The organism is Polaromonas sp. (assembly GCF_030689685.1).
Classification (GTDB): domain Bacteria; phylum Pseudomonadota; class Gammaproteobacteria; order Burkholderiales; family Burkholderiaceae_C; genus Polaromonas.
In genome coordinates, this window is the sequence record NZ_JAUYEY010000067.1 from 54,581 (window position 1) to 69,774 (window position 15,194).

Annotated in this window: 12 protein-coding genes; 5 read left to right on the forward strand and 7 right to left on the reverse strand. The window is 63.5% G+C overall.

What is annotated here, in order from left to right; translation table 11 throughout:
- The first annotated feature begins 46 nt into the window (after positions 1-46).
- The 4 genes from Q8O29_RS15725 (at position 47) to otsA (ending at position 5,564) form a co-directional block, all read left to right on the forward strand.
- Entirely contained in the window at positions 47-1,318 is a 1,272-nt protein-coding gene (locus tag Q8O29_RS15725) for a multifunctional CCA addition/repair protein (RefSeq protein WP_305564444.1), read from the forward strand.
- Between the two features lie 73 nt (positions 1,319-1,391).
- A complete protein-coding gene (otsB, locus tag Q8O29_RS15730; RefSeq protein ID WP_305564446.1) occupies positions 1,392-2,153 on the forward strand; it encodes a trehalose-phosphatase in 762 nt (253 codons plus the stop codon).
- Positions 2,150-4,003: a glycoside hydrolase family 15 protein gene (locus Q8O29_RS15735; protein ID WP_305564448.1), complete on the forward strand. Its 1,854-nt coding sequence runs from the start codon at positions 2,150-2,152 to the stop codon at positions 4,001-4,003. The genes otsB and Q8O29_RS15735 overlap by 4 nt, the downstream gene beginning before the upstream one ends.
- A 178-nt stretch (positions 4,004-4,181) precedes the next feature.
- Positions 4,182-5,564, forward strand: coding sequence for an alpha,alpha-trehalose-phosphate synthase (UDP-forming) (gene otsA, locus Q8O29_RS15740; protein ID WP_305564450.1), 1,383 nt, complete (start codon positions 4,182-4,184; stop codon positions 5,562-5,564).
- 115 nt (positions 5,565-5,679) lie between these two features.
- On the opposite strand, the gene Q8O29_RS15745 is transcribed toward otsA, so the two are convergent.
- From Q8O29_RS15745 to Q8O29_RS15775, 7 genes are all read right to left on the reverse strand, one after another.
- A complete protein-coding gene (locus Q8O29_RS15745) occupies positions 5,680-6,660 on the reverse strand; it encodes an ROK family protein (RefSeq protein WP_305564451.1) in 981 nt (326 codons plus the stop codon).
- 43 nt (positions 6,661-6,703) lie between these two features.
- A complete protein-coding gene (locus Q8O29_RS15750; protein WP_305564453.1) occupies positions 6,704-6,898 on the reverse strand; it encodes a DUF2905 family protein in 195 nt (64 codons plus the stop codon).
- A 68-nt stretch (positions 6,899-6,966) separates the two neighbouring features.
- Positions 6,967-9,324, reverse strand: coding sequence for a DNA topoisomerase IV subunit A (gene parC, locus Q8O29_RS15755; RefSeq protein ID WP_305564454.1), 2,358 nt, complete (start codon positions 9,322-9,324; stop codon positions 6,967-6,969).
- Between the two features lie 69 nt (positions 9,325-9,393).
- Positions 9,394-10,095 (reverse strand): diguanylate cyclase domain-containing protein, encoded by a 702-nt coding sequence (locus Q8O29_RS15760; protein WP_305564456.1) that lies wholly within the window; start codon positions 10,093-10,095, stop codon positions 9,394-9,396.
- The gene (locus Q8O29_RS15765; RefSeq protein WP_305564458.1) at positions 10,038-10,589 is read right to left on the reverse strand and encodes a hypothetical protein; all 552 of its coding nucleotides are present in this window, start codon (positions 10,587-10,589) and stop codon (positions 10,038-10,040) included. Before Q8O29_RS15765 ends, Q8O29_RS15760 begins: the two co-directional genes overlap by 58 nt.
- Before the next feature lies 1 nt (position 10,590).
- Positions 10,591-11,406, reverse strand: a complete 816-nt coding sequence (locus Q8O29_RS15770) for a lytic transglycosylase domain-containing protein (protein ID WP_305564470.1) — start codon at positions 11,404-11,406, stop codon at positions 10,591-10,593.
- Between the two features lie 106 nt (positions 11,407-11,512).
- A complete protein-coding gene (locus Q8O29_RS15775) occupies positions 11,513-13,483 on the reverse strand; it encodes a DNA topoisomerase IV subunit B (protein ID WP_305564460.1) in 1,971 nt (656 codons plus the stop codon).
- Positions 13,484-13,629: 146 nt separating this feature from the next.
- Between Q8O29_RS15775 and Q8O29_RS15780 the strand changes: the two genes are divergently transcribed.
- Positions 13,630-14,859 carry an MFS transporter gene (locus tag Q8O29_RS15780; RefSeq protein WP_305564462.1) on the forward strand — a complete coding sequence of 410 codons (1,230 nt, stop codon included), beginning with the start codon at positions 13,630-13,632 and terminating at the stop codon, positions 14,857-14,859.
- The last annotated feature ends 335 nt before the right edge of the window (positions 14,860-15,194 follow it).

A 15,194-nucleotide genomic window follows, 5' to 3' on the forward strand; every position in this document is an offset into this window, starting at 1 on the left:
CGCTACCGTCGCACCCTGGAACAAGTGCTGCCCCTACACTTGGACCATGGACATCTACATGGTCGGCGGCGCAGTTCGTGATGCCTTGCTCGGCTTGCCCGTGCAGGACCGAGACTGGGTGGTGGTCGGCGCAACGCCCGAAGAACTGGTGGCCCAAGGTTTTCTGCCCGTCGGTAAGGACTTTCCGGTCTTTCTTCATCCCCAAACTGGGGATGAATACGCGCTGGCGCGCACCGAGCGCAAAACCACGCGCGGTTACCGCGGTTTTGAGGTCTACGCGGCCCCTGGCGTAACCCTGGAAGAAGACCTGGCACGGCGCGACCTTACTATCAATTCCATAGCTATTCACGCCCGTCTGGTAGGGGCTGAAGGCCAATTTGATATTAAAAACGAGCCCCTGATCGATCCCTGGGGCGGGCACGGCGATTTGCAGGCAAAAGTGCTGCGCCATGTCACCTCCGCCTTCCGTGAGGACCCGGTGCGCATCCTGCGGGTCGCGCGTTTTGCTGCGCGTTTTGCAGACTTCACGGTGGCGCCGGAAACCCTGGCGCTGATGCGCGAGATGGTCGAGGACGGTGAGGCCGATGCACTGGTGGCCGAACGGGTCTGGCAGGAGCTGGCACGCGGCCTGATGGAGGACACGCCATCGCGCATGTTCGAGGTGCTGCGCGCCTGTGGTGCGCTCAGGAAGCTGCTGCCTGAAGTCGACAAACTCTGGGGCGTGCCGCAACGCGCCGAGTACCACCCCGAAGTCGATACCGGCGTCCACCTGATGATGGTGCTGGACATGGCGGCCCGACTGCAGGCTGGTCTGGCCGTGCGATTTGCCTGCCTGGGCCATGACCTCGGCAAGGGCACCACGCCGGCCGATATGCTGCCGCGCCACATCGGCCATGAGGAGCGCGGCGCGCGGCTGCTCAAGGGCGTGTGCGAACGCCTGCGTGTGCCGACCGACTGCCGCGAACTGGGCGAGGTGGTGGCGCGCGAACACGGCAACATCCACCGCAGCGGCGAGTTCGGTGCAGCCGCGCTGGTACGGCTGCTGGAGCGCTGCGATGCGTTTCGCAAGCCGCAGCGTTTTGGGCAGGTGCTGCTGGCCTGCGAGTGCGACGCGCGTGGCCGGCTCGGGCTGGAGGAGTCGGCCTACCCCCAGCGCGAGCGCCTGGGCCGGGTCCTGCAGGCGGCGCAGTCGGTGGCTACCGAGCCCGTGGCCCAGGCCGCGCAGGCGACTGGCTTGTCGGGTGCAAAAATCGGCGAGATGATCCACAGCACCCGTGTCAAGGCGGTGCAGCAGGCGCTGGACACCGGCGCAGACTGAGGGCCGGTGGCTCGAACACGGCGCCGGCCTACACGTCGCTGGTGAGGAGTCTGCTAAGGTTGCTCCAATGCACATGCCTCAAGAAATGCTTCCCCGGATCACCTCCCGCACGGCGCTTTTTCTAGACTTCGACGGAACGCTGGTGGAGATCGCGCCTCGCCCTGACGCGGTGATTATTCCGTCCACACTGACCAGCACGCTGGCGGCCTTGTACGGCCAGCTCGACGGCGCGCTGGCGCTGGTCTCGGGGCGCCGCTTGCTGGACCTCGACGGTTTTCTCGCGCCGCTACAACTGCCGGTCGCCGTCGAACACGGCGCCCAGCGCCGCAACGCCCAGGGCCAGATGATCAGCGCACCGGCCACGGATTTACGCCATGTGCTTGCGGCTGCAGACAATTTGCTGCTGCAGCACCCGGCACTCAAGCTTGAACACAAAAACCTGGCGCTCAGCCTGCATTACCGCCACGCGCCTGAACTCGAAGCGCTGTGCCTGCAGGTGATGCAGGCAGCGGTGGCCAAAAGCAGCGGCCTGCAACTGATGCAGGGCAAATGCGTGATCGACCTCAAGCTGTCCGGCTTCAGCAAAGGCACGGCGATTGCAGCGTTCATGGCCGAGGCGCCGTTTGCCGGGCGTGTTCCGGTGTTTGCCGGCGACGACGTGACCGATGAAGACGGCTTCGAGGAAGTGCAGCGCATGGGCGGGCATGCCGTCAAGGTCGGCGCCGGCCCCACCAGCGCGCTGCACCGCTGTGCCGGTGTGCCGGCGATGGCCGCCTGGCTGCAGTCGGCGCTTGTCCCTTCCCTGGCTTCACGCGCGGAAAGTCTGCCCTCATGAGTGTTTCGAGTTCTTCCTCCCCGTCCGCATCCGCCGCAGTCGATGGTGCCAGCACCTTCGCAGCACCGGTGCCGCCGTCCCTGTCGCTGGGCGTGATCGGCAACTGCGCCTTCAGCGCACTGATTGATGCGCGTGCGCGCATTGTCTGGTGTTGCCTGCCGCGTTTCGACGGCGACCCGGTCTTCAACGCCCTGCTGGACCCCAGCGACAACGGCAGCGCCTTTGCCATCGAGATCGAAAACTTCTCGCACAGCAAACAATGGTACGAACACAACACTGCGGTGCTGCGCACCCAGCTGTTCGACACCAGCGGCCAGGCGGTGGAGATCACCGACTTCGCGCCGCGCTTCTTCCGGCGTTCGCGCTTTTTCCGCCCCATGACGCTGGTGCGCCGTGTGCGCCCCATTCATGGCGCGCCACGCATCCGCGTGGCGCTGGACATCCGTTACGACTGGGGCCGCACCCGGCCCGCCGTGACCCAGGGCAGCAACCACCTGCGCTTCATCGGTGCCGCGCTGACCCTGCGCCTGAACACCGACGCTCCGATTGCCCATTTGTTGTCGCGTCAGCCTTTTGTGCTGACGCGCGAGCACAACTTTCTGCTCGGCGCCGATGAGTCGCTGGTCGACGGCATTGCCGACACCGCGCGACTGTTTGAGGAAGAGACCCTGAGTTACTGGCGCAAGTGGAGCCAGCGCCTGCACCTGCCGCTGGAGTGGCAGGAGGCGGTGATACGCGCGGCCATCACGCTCAAACTCTCACTGTTTGAAGACACCGGCGCCATCGTCGCCGCCATGACCACCAGCATCCCGGAAGCGCCCAACAGCGGACGCACCTGGGACTACCGCTTCTGCTGGCTGCGCGATGCTTTTTTTGTGGTGCGCGCGCTCAACAGCCTGTCCGAAGTCGGCACCATGGAAGACTACCTGCGCTGGCTCAGCAACGTGGTGGTGCAGGCCGGTGGCGGCCACATCCAGCCGCTGTACGGCATTGGCCTGGAGCGCGAACTGCCAGAGAAGGTTTACGGCCATCTGGGCGGCTACCGCAACATGGGGCCGGTGCGGGTTGGCAACCAGGCGCAAGAGCACTTTCAGCACGATGTTTACGGCAACGTGGTGCTGGGTGCGGCCCAGTCCTTTCACGACCAGCGGCTGCTGCATCAAGCCGGGGAGGCCGAGTTTTTGCGCCTGGAAGCGGTCGGTGAGCAGGCGGTGCGCCACTATGACCAGCCCGATGCCGGCATGTGGGAGCTGCGCACCCGTGCCCGCGTACACACCTCGTCGGCGCTGATGTGCTGGGCCGCCTGTGACCGCCTCGGCAAGATCGCCGTGACCCTGAAGCAGCCGGACCGCGCCATCTACTGGCACGGCCACGCCAACATCATGCGCGAGCGCATCCTGCGCGAATCCTGGAGCGAGGAGCGCCAGGCCTTCGCCGAAAGTTTTGGCGGCCGTGACCTCGACGCCAGCGTGCTGCTGATGATCGAGGTCGGCTTCATTGACCCGAAAGACCCGCGTTTTGTCGCCACGGTGGATGCACTGGAAAAATACCTGTGCGACGGCCCTTATATGCGGCGTTATGAAGCGCCGGACGACTTCGGCAAACCGGAAACCGCCTTCAACATCTGCACCTTCTGGCGCATCGACGCGCTGGCGCGCATCGGCCGCAAGGAGCAGGCACGGGAGATTTTCGAGACCATGCTAGCCGCCCGCAACCAGTTGGGTCTGCTGTCGGAAGACACCCACCCCGTGACCGGCGAGATGTGGGGAAATTTCCCGCAAACCTATTCGATGGTTGGCATCATCAATGCTGCGGTTCGGCTCTCAGCGCCTTGGGATAGCCAAGTATGAAGAGCAGGTTCACCCCCGTCGGCGGCTCACTGCGTGTAGCCTCTTACCCCCTTGACTTATTGACTAACCCCCGTCGGAGGCTCACTGCGTGTAGCCCCTTCCCCCCTTCCTGGGGGCGATGCCTACGGCCCGGCAAAGCCGGTTCCGTGGCATCTGCTTGTGGTGAAGGTTGTGCCTTATGAGCCGGCTGGTCGTTGTTTCCAACCGGGTCGCCGATCCGCGCAAAACGGCGGCCGGCGGCCTGGCCGTGGCGCTCGGTGATGCGCTGTCCGTCAAGGGCGGCCTGTGGTTCGGCTGGAGCGGCACGGTGGTTGAAGGCGGCACAGCGGGCGAAGGGGCCATGCACACCCAGCAGGCCGGCAACGTGACCTTGGCGACCGTGGACCTGTGCCGGGAAGACCACGACAGTTACTATCTGGGCTACAGCAACGGCGTGCTCTGGCCGGTGTTTCACTACCGGCTGGACCTGGCGGACTTTGACGCCGGCTTCATCGGCGGTTACCGGCGCGTCAACCATATGATGGCGCGCAAGCTGATGCCGCTGCTGTTGCCCGACGACATCATCTGGGTGCATGACTACCACCTGATTCCGATGGCGGCCGAACTCCGTGCCATGGGTTGCCGAAACCGCATCGGTTTCTTTTTGCACATTCCGCTGCCGCCGCCGCTGATCCTGGCGGCGATTCCGCAGCATGAGTGGCTGATCCGCTCGCTGTTCGCCTATGACCTGGTGGGCCTGCAGAGCCAGGCCGATGTGGACCACTTTTCGCGTTATGTCGACCAGGAAGCTGGCGCCGAAGCATTGGACAAACACCAGTTCCGCGCGTTCGGGCGCACCGTGCATGCGCAGGCCTTTCCGATCGGCATCGATGTCGACGAATTTGCCGCGCTGACCCACGGCAAGGACGCGCGCGAGATGTTCGACAGCATGAAGGACGAATATTCGCGGCGGCGCCTGTTGCTGGGCGTGGAGCGGCTCGACTATTCCAAAGGCCTGCCGCAACGCCTGCGCGCGTTTCGCCAGTTGCTGCAGCAATACCCCGAAAACCTCAACAGTGCCACGCTGATCCAGATTGCTTCACCGAGCCGCGAGGCGCTGGACACCTACTCGGGACTGCGCCAGGAGCTCGAAAGCCTGTGTGGCTCGATCAACGGCGACTACGGCGAGCTTGACTGGATGCCGGTGCGCTACATCCACCGCAACGTCGCGCGCAAGCGCCTGCCCGGCCTGTACCGCGTGGCCAGCGTGGCCCTGGTCACGCCGCTGCGCGACGGCATGAACCTGGTGGCCAAGGAATTTATTGCGGCGCAAGACCCGGCCGACCCTGGTGTGCTGGTGCTCTCGCGTTTTGCCGGCGCGGCCGAGCAGCTCAAGGAAGCGCTGCTGGTCAACCCCTACGACACGCACGGCACCGCTGAAAGTATCCAGGTCGCGCTGCAGATGCCCCTGGCCGAACGCCAGAAACGTCACCAGAAGTTGCTTGAGCGTATTCGCCAGCAGGATGTGCATTGGTGGCGCAGGGCCTTTCTGAAAACACTCACCGACATGGCTCCGGGCTGAGGATGATTTAGAACCGCTGAAGGCCTTTCGGTCTTCGCAATGGGTTCGAGTGTGAGGCGTGCCGTAAATGCACCCTGAATGGACGCTGCTGCCCTGAGCGGCGGGGCCTGAATGCTCAGGCCACCAATGCCAGCGCCGCGTAGTCGCCGACCTTGTCCTTGAGCCCGGCGGGCACCAGTTCAACGCCATCTGTCAAGGCTGGCAGTCTGCCGCTGAGCTGCGCCTGCAGCCTCGGCAGCAAGTAGTCACGGTGGTGCCAGAACACGCTGCCGCCGAGGCTGATGCGCTGCAGGTCCAGTGTCACCACCAGGTTGTAAAGCGCGCGCCCCATCACCCGGCAGAGATCGTCCACCAGCAGCACCGCCTGGGCATCGCCGGTGCGTGCGGCTTCCAGCAGGCCGGCAGCGTCCGCAAAGCCGCAGCTTGCAAAACGCCGCGGCATGGCATTGCCGGCGACCAGCGCTTCCACGTCGCCGATGTTGCCGCAGCCGCACAGCGCGTCCTTGTTGTCGCTGACAAACATGTGGCCGGCATGGCCGGCGTTGCCGTTTTTGCCGTGCAGCGGGCGGCCATCGACGCACAAGCCAACGCCGATGCCTGTGCTCCAAGTCACATAGGCGCAATGCTCCAGGCCCTGCAGCGCGCCCCAGCGGCGCTCGGCTTCCAACGCGGCAATGCCGTCATTTTCAATCCGCACCTGGCTGAAGACAGCACGCAGCGGTGCCTCCAGCACAGCCGTCGTCCAGGCGTTGGGCAAACCCCGCGCCGCGCCGGCCAGACCACCGCAGATGTTGGGTGCTGCCAGCTCGACACATCCCTGGTTCAGGACAAACGGTCCGCAAGAAGCGACGCCAACAGCGGCCAGGTCGCCCTGGCGGACCTGCGCAGCCGCACAACTGGCGTCAAGCATGCGAAGCACCTGCTGCGCCAGCGCGTCAGAGGCACCTTCCTTGGCAGTGGGCTCAACCAGCCGGCCCCGAATACCTCGCGGGTCAAGCACGCTGACGGCAACCTTGGTGCCACCGATGTCCACGCAGGCCACCGGCGCCCCACCGGCGGGCAGGCGCACATCCGGCGCCCCATCGTGTGCGCTCATTGCCTGTGCTTTAACTGGGTCCGTCGGCATCCGTTCTCCGGGTTCAAATCAGTTTGCTGATCAGGCTCGCCAGCACGCTCAAGAGGAGGAGGGTGGTCAGCGGAATAAACCATTCGCGGCCAAACAACTTGAAGCGAAAGTCACCCGGCATTTTTCCGAAGCCCAGCTTTTGCAGCAGCGGCGTGAACCAGCTGATCAGGATCAGCGCCAGAAAAATCACCAGCATCCAGCGAATCATAGACCTAGAGTTTGTGCGGACTGTGTGTGCAAGTGCGAAAGTGGTTAAAGCGGCGCCAGAACACGGCACTACTCCAAGCGCGAGACCGAAGACGGTTTGAAGCCCAAATCAGCCGCCTTGCCCTTGCGCGCACGCGCGGCCCGTGCATTGTTCAAGCTGCGTATCTCCAGCGTTTCTTCGCGAACCTTGCCGCCGCGTCCCATACCTTCTATCTTCACGCTGCGGGTGTAGGCCGCCGCGCCGGCCAGGGTGTCCTTGGTATCCAGGTCAATCAACATCAGGCCCCGGCCACCGGCGGACTGGGTCTTGAGTTCACTGATTTCAAAGGTCAGGATGCGGCCGGCTGTTGATGCGCAGGCCACGTGGGTGGCGGGATTGAGGGGCGTCGAACCGCTGCTGCCCGAGACGTGTGAAGGCTTGCAGATCGCCTCGCCCTCTGCGCAACTGACGAAAGCCTTGCCGGCTTTGAGGCGCGTGGTCATGTTCTCGACCGTCGCCAGAAAGCCGTAGCCACCGCTGCTGCTGAGCAGCAGCGTGGCGCTGGACGGGCCGGCGAAATAATGCGCGGGCTGCGTGCCGGACTCCAACTCGATCAGCATGGTGACCGGTTGCCCGTCACTGCGCGCGCCAGGCAACATCGCGACCGGAATCGAATAAACGCGGCTCGTGCCTTTGGCCACCGTGCCAAACACCAACAGGCTGTCCACCGTGCGGCATTCAAAGGTGCTGTACAGGCCGTCGCCGGACTTGAAGGCAAAACTCGCAGCGTCATGGCCGTGGCCGCTGCGCGCACGCACCCAGCCCTTGGCGCTGACCACCACGGTCACCGGCTCGTCGAGCACCTTGACTTCGAGCACGGCTTTTTTCTCGGCCTGGATCAGCGTGCGGCGCGGGTCGGCAAACTGTTTGGCATCCGCCTCGATCTCCTTGACCATCAGGCGCCGCAAAGCCGCCGGGCTGCCCAGGATTTCTTCAAGCCTGCCCTGCTCTTCCCGCAGGTTCTTGAGCTCTTGTTCGATCCTGATGGCTTCGAGCCGCGCGAGCTGGCGCAGGCGGATTTCAAGAATGTCTTCGGCCTGCCGGTCGCTCAGCTTGAACCGCGCGATCAGCGCCGCTTTCGGCTCCTCGGCCTGGCGGATGATGGCGATCACCTCGTCAATATTGAGCAGCACCAGTTGCCGGCCTTCGAGGATGTGGATGCGGTCCAGCACCTTGTCCAGGCGGTACTGCGAACGCCGCTCAATCGTGGTCTGGCGGAAGCTGATCCACTCGCTCAGCATCTGCCGCAGGTTTTTCTGCGTGGGCCGGCCGTCGAGACCGACCATGGTCAGGTTGATGCTGGAGGAGCTTTCCAGGCTGGTGTGCGCCAGCAAGGTGGTGATCAGCTCGCTCTGGCTGATGCGGCTGGTCTTGGGCTCGAACACCAGGCGCACGGCGGCGTCTTTGCTGGACTCGTCGCGCACCACATCAAGTACGGCCAGCACGGTCTGCTTGAGCTGCACCTGGTCCAGGCTCAGCGCCTTTTTGCCGGCCTTGATCTTGGGGTTGGTGATCTCTTCAATTTCTTCCAGCACACGCTGCGTGCTGACGCCGGGTGGCAGTTCCTGCACCACCAGTTGCCACTGGCCGCGCGCCAGGTCCTCGATCTTCCAGCGCGCGCGCACCTTGAGCGAACCGCGGCCGGTGCTGTAGGCCGCTGCAATGTCGGCCGCGGTGGAGATGATCTGGCCGCCGCCCGGGTAGTCGGGCCCGGCGACCAGCGTGTACAACTCGTCATCGCCGAGTTTGGGCGTCTTGATCAGCGCGATGCAGGCGTCGGCCACCTCGCGCAGGTTGTGACTCGGGATCTCGGTGGCCAGGCCGACGGCGATGCCGCTGGCGCCGTTGAGCAGGGTGAAGGGCAGCCGCGCCGGCAGTTGACGCGGCTCCTCAAAAGACCCATCGTAGTTCGGCACGAAGTCGACCGTACCTTCGTCAAGCTCGTCGAGCAGCAGGGTGGTGATTTTCGCCAGCCGCGCCTCGGTATATCGCATGGCTGCGGCGCCGTCGCCGTCCCTGGAGCCGAAATTGCCCTGGCCGTCGATCAGGGGGTAACGCTGGCTGAAGTCCTGCGCCATGCGCACCATCGCGTCATAGGCCGCCTGGTCGCCGTGTGGGTGGTATTTACCCAGCACGTCACCGACCACACGTGCGCTTTTGACCGGCTTGGCGCCGCCGGCGCCGGAAAAACCCAGCCCCATGCGCGCCATGGCGTACATGATGCGGCGCTGCACCGGCTTCTGGCCGTCGCAGACATCGGGCAGGGCCCGGCCCTTGACCACGCTCAGTGCGTATTCAAGGTAGGCGCGCTGGGCATAGGCGGCCAGGGATTCCTGGTCAGGCAGCTCGGGGGCGGCGGGCGGGGGGGGGGTGAAAAGATCGTCCATGGGGGTCGGGCGTTGCGCAAGTCAGGAAACAGGGGGGGAAGAAAGCCTGGCAACAGGCGGCCATGCCGCTCAGAAACTGCTGTTACTCGCGGCGCTTTGCGGCCGGCGCACCTGTCCGTTGGAAAACAGCAAAATATTGCGCGAACGGTGGGTATCGGGCCAGGCCAGGAAATGATTGACCAAACCGCGCAGCCAGGCCTGCGCGGCGGCTGTGTTGGGCAGGACCCGCACCTTCAGATCGGTGGCGATGACGCGAAACTGCAAAGATACGCCAGGCAGGAAATCACTCTCAATACGCAAGCCGCTGACCAGCAAACGGGTAGCCAGAGAATCTACTTGCCCATCGTCCTCCAAATCCTGGGCAACCACGGCAAACAATTGTTCCGTGATCCGGGCCGCCGTGTCGCTGTCGCTGATGGCGCGCCGGATGCGGTTGGCCGCTTCGAGAATAACTTTTTCCTTGGAATCTGCGCCCAGTTCATTGACCAGACCGGACAGATTATTAATCTCAATCAGGTAAAGCGCGCCACCGTGTTTGAGATTCTGGGCACGGCTGATGGCCGGCCGAAGCCGGTCAATCAAAACCGCCAGGCTGGACAGGCCAGTCAAGGGGTCGGTGACTTTGGCGGCGAGCCCGCGCAGCCGGCCTTCGTTGAGCAGGCGGCTGCGCCAGACCAGCGCCAGATAGGTGGGAGGCAGTTGCAGCAGCAGCATCAAGGCCACCGGCCAGTAGCGGGCCTTGGAATCCACGGTACCCAGCAGAAAAAGCATCGCGACGACCAGCCCCCCAGATGCCCCAGCACCAGCCACCATTTCCAGGGGCCAGAAATGCGCCAGGCAGGCAGGCACAAATACAGCCATGAAAGCACCAGCAGCGCCCCCAGGCCGTAGCTGCCGGCCAGGATGGCCAGCGATGAGTTGTCCACGATCCGAAACCCTGCCAATGCCAGCGCCATCAGCACGGTTGCGGCCGTCACGAGCTTGTCACCCGAACTGCTCTGGCGCTTGCGCAGCAGCCACACATGCAGGCCCGCGACCATCGTCGGGCCCAGAATCAACACCACAGATTCGAGTTCACGAAGTGGTAAGCCCGTCTGCCGACCTGCAAGCAAGGCCAAGGTGACAACCAACACATACCCGCCCAAGGCGAACAGGGTGGGCTCGTCATAGGCATAGGCAATGATGAGACTGAACAGCATCACCAGCCCCAGCACACCGGCGGCTACGCCCAAGGCAAAAATATCAGGGGTGAAAGCAGGGCTCAACTTATTCCCGTTCGATCTTGAATTCTGGCGCGACGGGTGTTTGCACCAGCAACGGGGGGAGTTGGTTGCCGCGCCCGGTCGCCCCGCCAGCAAGCCGGCCGCTGTTGCCGCCCATCATCTCCAACCTGACACGGCCTGAGCGGCGCGCATCACCAAGCACGCTGGGCGGTTTCAGGTGGGCATACAGTTGCATCACGGTTTTGACGTAATTTTTTGTCTCAGTGTAATTAGGGATCTTGTTGCCAGCGCGTTGCACCGCGCCCTCGCCGGCGTTGTAGGCGGCCACCGCCAGTTCGAGCTGTCCGGGAAACATGTCGATCAGATCCCGCAAGTAACGCGACCCGGCCCGGATATTGGTTTTGGGATCGGTTAATTTTTTCTCGATAGGCGACTTATTGTCCGATCGAACGCCGTAGCGCTGGGCCGTCGGCGGCATCAGCTGCATCAGGCCAACCGCACCCTTGGGGGACACCGCGTGCGTGTTGAAGCCCGACTCGGTGGCAATCAGCGCCTGCAGCAACTCATAGTCGATGTCGTGAGTTATCGAGGCTTCACGCAGCAAATGTTTGACCGCTTTGTAATTTGGCGACACATCGAAAAAAGCCAGCAGTTTAGGCGGCGCGCCAGGGGCGCCGGGGTTGTAGTCAGGCACGCCGCGTGCCCCTCGGCTGGTGTCGAAACTCTCGCCACTGCGGAAAAATAGCTGGTAACGCTCATCGAGGCGCTCAGCGGAAAAATGCGCCACGCCCGCCTGATCGACATAACCCCAAACATCAGCGTGGGCCGGCACGGTGACCAGCAATGCCGCCGTGACCATCAAAAAAGATAGCAGCTTGCGCCCGCCCGCTATGGGCTGGAGCCACTTTTCATGCATGAACATAGCCAGGCCGGTGCAGTTGCATCGCTTTCATCTGTCGCTACCTTTAAATGTCGATTTCCACGGCATCGCCGTGGAGTTCCATCAATTCGCGCCGCGCGGCGGCCTCGCCCTTGCCCATTAGTTTGGTCACCAGGGACTCGGTCTGGGCGAAATCCAGGTTGCCTAGCTGGACAGGCAACAAGCGACGGGTGTCTGGGTTGAGTGTGGTTTCCCACAATTGTTCCGCATTCATCTCACCCAGGCCCTTGAAGCGGCTGATGGCCCAGGCGCCTTCGCGCACGCCTTCCTTGCGCAATTTGTCGAGAATCGCGACCAGCTCGCCTTCGTCAAGTGCATAGGCCTTGGAAGCTGGTTTCTTGCCACGTGACGGTGCATCCACCCGGAACAGCGGAGGACGCGCCACAAACACATGGCCGGTTTCTATCAATTTGGGGAAATGCCGGAAAAACAGCGTCAACAGCAGCACCTGTATGTGCGAGCCGTCCACATCGGCATCCGACAGGATACATATCTTGCCGTAACGCAGCCCGCTCAGGTCAGGCGTGTCGTTCGGGCCGTGCGGATCGACGCCGATGGCGACCGCGATGTCGTGGATCTCGGTGTTGGCAAACAGCCGGTCGCGCTCGACTTCCCAGGTGTTGAGCACCTTGCCGCGCAGCGGCAGGATGGCCTGGCTTTCCTTGTCGCGACCCATCTTGGCGCTGCCGCCGGCCGAATCACCCTCAACCAGAAACACCTCGTTGTGCGCCAGGTCCTTGCTTTCACAATCGGTCAGCTTGCCGGGCAACACGGCCACGCCCGAGCCCTTGCGCTTTTCGACCTTCTGCCCGGCCTTCTGGCGGCTCTGGGCCGCCTTGATGGCCAGTTCGGCGAGTTTTTTGCCGTAATCGACATGCTGGTTCAGCCAGAGTTCCAGCGTCGGGCGCACAAAGCTGGACACCAGCCGCACCGCATCGCGCGAATTGAGGCGCTCCTTGATCTGGCCCTGGAACTGCGGATCCAGCACCTTGGCGCTCAGCACGTAGCTGGCGCGCGCAAACACGTCCTCGGGCAGCAGCTTGACACCCTTGGGCAGCAGCGAATGCAGGTCGACAAAACTCTTGACCGCCTGGAACACGCCGTCGCGCAGGCCGCTTTCATGCGTGCCGCCAGCGCTGGTGGGGATCAGGTTGACGTAACTCTCGCGCACTGGCTGGCCGTCTTCAGTGAAGGCTAGGGCCCACTGGGCGCCCTCGCCTTCGGCAAAACTGTCGTGCGCGGCATCGGCAAAACCTTCGCCCTCAAACAGGGGGATCACCGGGTCGGCCGACAGCGTCTGCATCAGGTAGTCGCGCAGACCGCCCTTGTAAATCCAGCTCTGCACCTCTTTGGTCTTTTCCACAACCAGCGTCACCGTGACGCCGGGCATCAACACCGCCTTGCTGCGCAGCAGGTGCGTGAGTTCGGCCATCGGCAAAGCCGAGGCTTCAAAGTACTTGGTGTCGGGCCAGGCGCGCACGGTGGTGCCGCATTTGCGGTCGCCTTCGCCCGCCTTGCGCAGGTGCAGTTTCTCCAGCACATCGCCACCTGAAAACACCAGCCTGGCGACCATGCCGTCCCGGTAAGACGTAGCCTCAAGCCGTTTGGACAAGGCATTGGTGACACTGACACCGACGCCGTGCAGGCCGCCGGAAAAACTGTAGGCGCCGCCCTTGCCCTTGTCGAACTTGCCGCCGGCATGCAGGCGCGTGAACACCAGCTCGATCACCGGCGCCTTTTCCTCGGGATGCAGGCCGTAGGGGATGCCGCGGCCGTCGTCCTCGACGCTGACCGAGCCGTCCGTGTGCAAGGTCACCTTGATCTTCTTGCCGTGGCCGGCCAGCGCCTCGTCGGCCGAGTTGTCCAGAACTTCCTGAATGATGTGCAGCGGATTGTCGGTGCGCGTGTACATGCCCGGCCGCTGCTTGACGGGCTCCAGGCCCTTGAGCACGCGGATCGAGCCTTCGGAATAGTCGTTGGGTAGTTTGATCGCCATGAGAGCGCTGATTGTAGTCCGGCAGGATTTTGCGACTGGATAAATACACAGCCCGCCGTGGATGACTGGACGTTGATGCGTATTCCTCATCCAAGCCGTGACTGCTTGGGAAAGCAAAAAAGCGCCCATCTGGTTACATTCATGGGATGCAAGCGAACCCCCGCAACCTTTCCATGACCCAGGTGCTGCTGTGCGGCGCCATCATCGTCACCCTGTCCATGGGCATACGCCATGGTTTCGGCCTGTGGCTGCTGCCCATCACCCAGGAGCAGGGCTGGACCCGCCAGACTTTTGCGCTGGCGATTGCGGTGCAAAACCTGTCATGGGGCGTGTTTGGGATTTTTGCCGGCATGCTGGCCGACCGCTTCGGCGCCTTCCGCGTGATCATAGTTGGCGCCGTGCTGTATGCGCTGGGCCTGGTCGGCATGGCGCTGTCCACGAGCGGATTGATGTTCACGCTGACCACTGGCATCCTGATCGGCGCGGCGCAGGCGGGCACCACCTACGCCGTGATCTACGGCGTGATCGGGCGCAACATCCCAGCCGAGAAACGCTCCTGGGCCATGGGTGTGGCGGCGGCGGCCGGCTCGTTTGGCCAGTTCCTGATGGTGCCGGTCGAGGGTTTTCTGATCAGCGGCCTGGGCTGGAAAGAAGCCCTGCTGGTGCTCAGCGCTGCGGTGCTGCTGATCGCGCCGCTGGCCTTCGGCCTGCGCGAAACCCGCTTCCGCCCCGGCCAGGCGCCTGCGCGCGAGCAAACCATCTTCCAGGCGCTCTCGGAAGCCTTCAAGTACCCCAGCTTCCAGTTGCTGATGGCCGGTTATTTTGTCTGCGGCTTCCAGGTCGTGTTCATCGGTGTGCACATGCCCAGCTACCTGCGCGACAAGGGCCTGTCGCCGCAGGTCGCCAGTTATGCGCTGGCGCTGATCGGCCTGTTCAATGTGTTCGGCACCTACGCTGCAGGCAGCCTGGGCCAACGCCTGTCCAAGAAAAATATCCTGGCCTTCATCTATTTTGCGCGGGCCGTGGTGATTGCCGTGTTTCTGGCCGCGCCACTGAGCCCGCTCAGCGTCTATATCTTCGCCAGCCTGATGGGCCTGCTGTGGCTGTCCACCATCCCGCCGACCAATGCAGTGGTCGCGCAGATTTTCGGCATCCAGCATTTGTCCATGCTCAGCGGTTTTGTGTTTTTCAGCCACCAGATCGGCTCTTTCCTGGGTGTCTGGCTGGGCGGCTATTTGTATGACCGCACCGGCAGCTACGACATCGTCTGGTACATCGCCATCGCGCTGGGCGTGTTTGCCGCACTGGTCAACCTGCCGGTGCGCGAAACCGCCATCCAGCGTCCGCAACCGGCCACCGTGCTGCGGGGTGCCTGAGATGGCACGCAAACTCGCCCTGTATGCGCTGGCGGTGGCGGCCACCGTGGGCGTGTTTGCGCTGTACACCCGGCCCGACTTCCTGCTGACCCTGGCCGACCAGCTCTGGGCCTGTTTCTAGGAGTCTGGGCGGCAGAAGGCGTCGAAGCGAAAAGTGGCCCCGGCGAGGACAGTTTTTGCCGGGTTTGCAGCCTCATAGCCGTAGCTATGGGGCAAGAAGCCGGTGAAAAATGGACCGGCGCGGCCTCTTTGCAGTCGACGTTCCTTCTGCCGCCCAGGCTCCGAGGGCCTGCCTGACGCAAGGGTGGTAGGCTTGCGCCTCCAAAAAGAACCGG

What these genes read in the sequence shown, in the direction of transcription:
- Q8O29_RS15725 (WP_305564444.1), top strand. Translation starts at nt 47, where the DNA reads ATGGACATCTACATGGTCGGCGGCGCAGTTCGTGATGCCTTGCTCGGC.
- Q8O29_RS15745 (WP_305564451.1), bottom strand. Translation starts at nt 6,660, where the DNA reads ATGAGCGCACACGATGGGGCGCCGGATGTGCGCCTGCCCGCCGGTGGG.
- parC (WP_305564454.1), bottom strand. Translation starts at nt 9,324, where the DNA reads ATGGACGATCTTTTCACCCCCCCCCCGCCCGCCGCCCCCGAGCTGCCT.
- Q8O29_RS15770 (WP_305564470.1), bottom strand. Translation starts at nt 11,406, where the DNA reads ATGGTCACGGCGGCATTGCTGGTCACCGTGCCGGCCCACGCTGATGTT.
- Q8O29_RS15775 (WP_305564460.1), bottom strand. Translation starts at nt 13,483, where the DNA reads ATGGCGATCAAACTACCCAACGACTATTCCGAAGGCTCGATCCGCGTG.
- Q8O29_RS15780 (WP_305564462.1), top strand. Translation starts at nt 13,630, where the DNA reads ATGCAAGCGAACCCCCGCAACCTTTCCATGACCCAGGTGCTGCTGTGC.
- otsA (WP_305564450.1), top strand. Translation starts at nt 4,182, where the DNA reads ATGAGCCGGCTGGTCGTTGTTTCCAACCGGGTCGCCGATCCGCGCAAA.
- Q8O29_RS15760 (WP_305564456.1), bottom strand. Translation starts at nt 10,095, where the DNA reads ATGCTTTTTCTGCTGGGTACCGTGGATTCCAAGGCCCGCTACTGGCCG.
- Q8O29_RS15735 (WP_305564448.1), top strand. Translation starts at nt 2,150, where the DNA reads ATGAGTGTTTCGAGTTCTTCCTCCCCGTCCGCATCCGCCGCAGTCGAT.
- otsB (WP_305564446.1), top strand. Translation starts at nt 1,392, where the DNA reads ATGCCTCAAGAAATGCTTCCCCGGATCACCTCCCGCACGGCGCTTTTT.
- Q8O29_RS15750 (WP_305564453.1), bottom strand. Translation starts at nt 6,898, where the DNA reads ATGATTCGCTGGATGCTGGTGATTTTTCTGGCGCTGATCCTGATCAGC.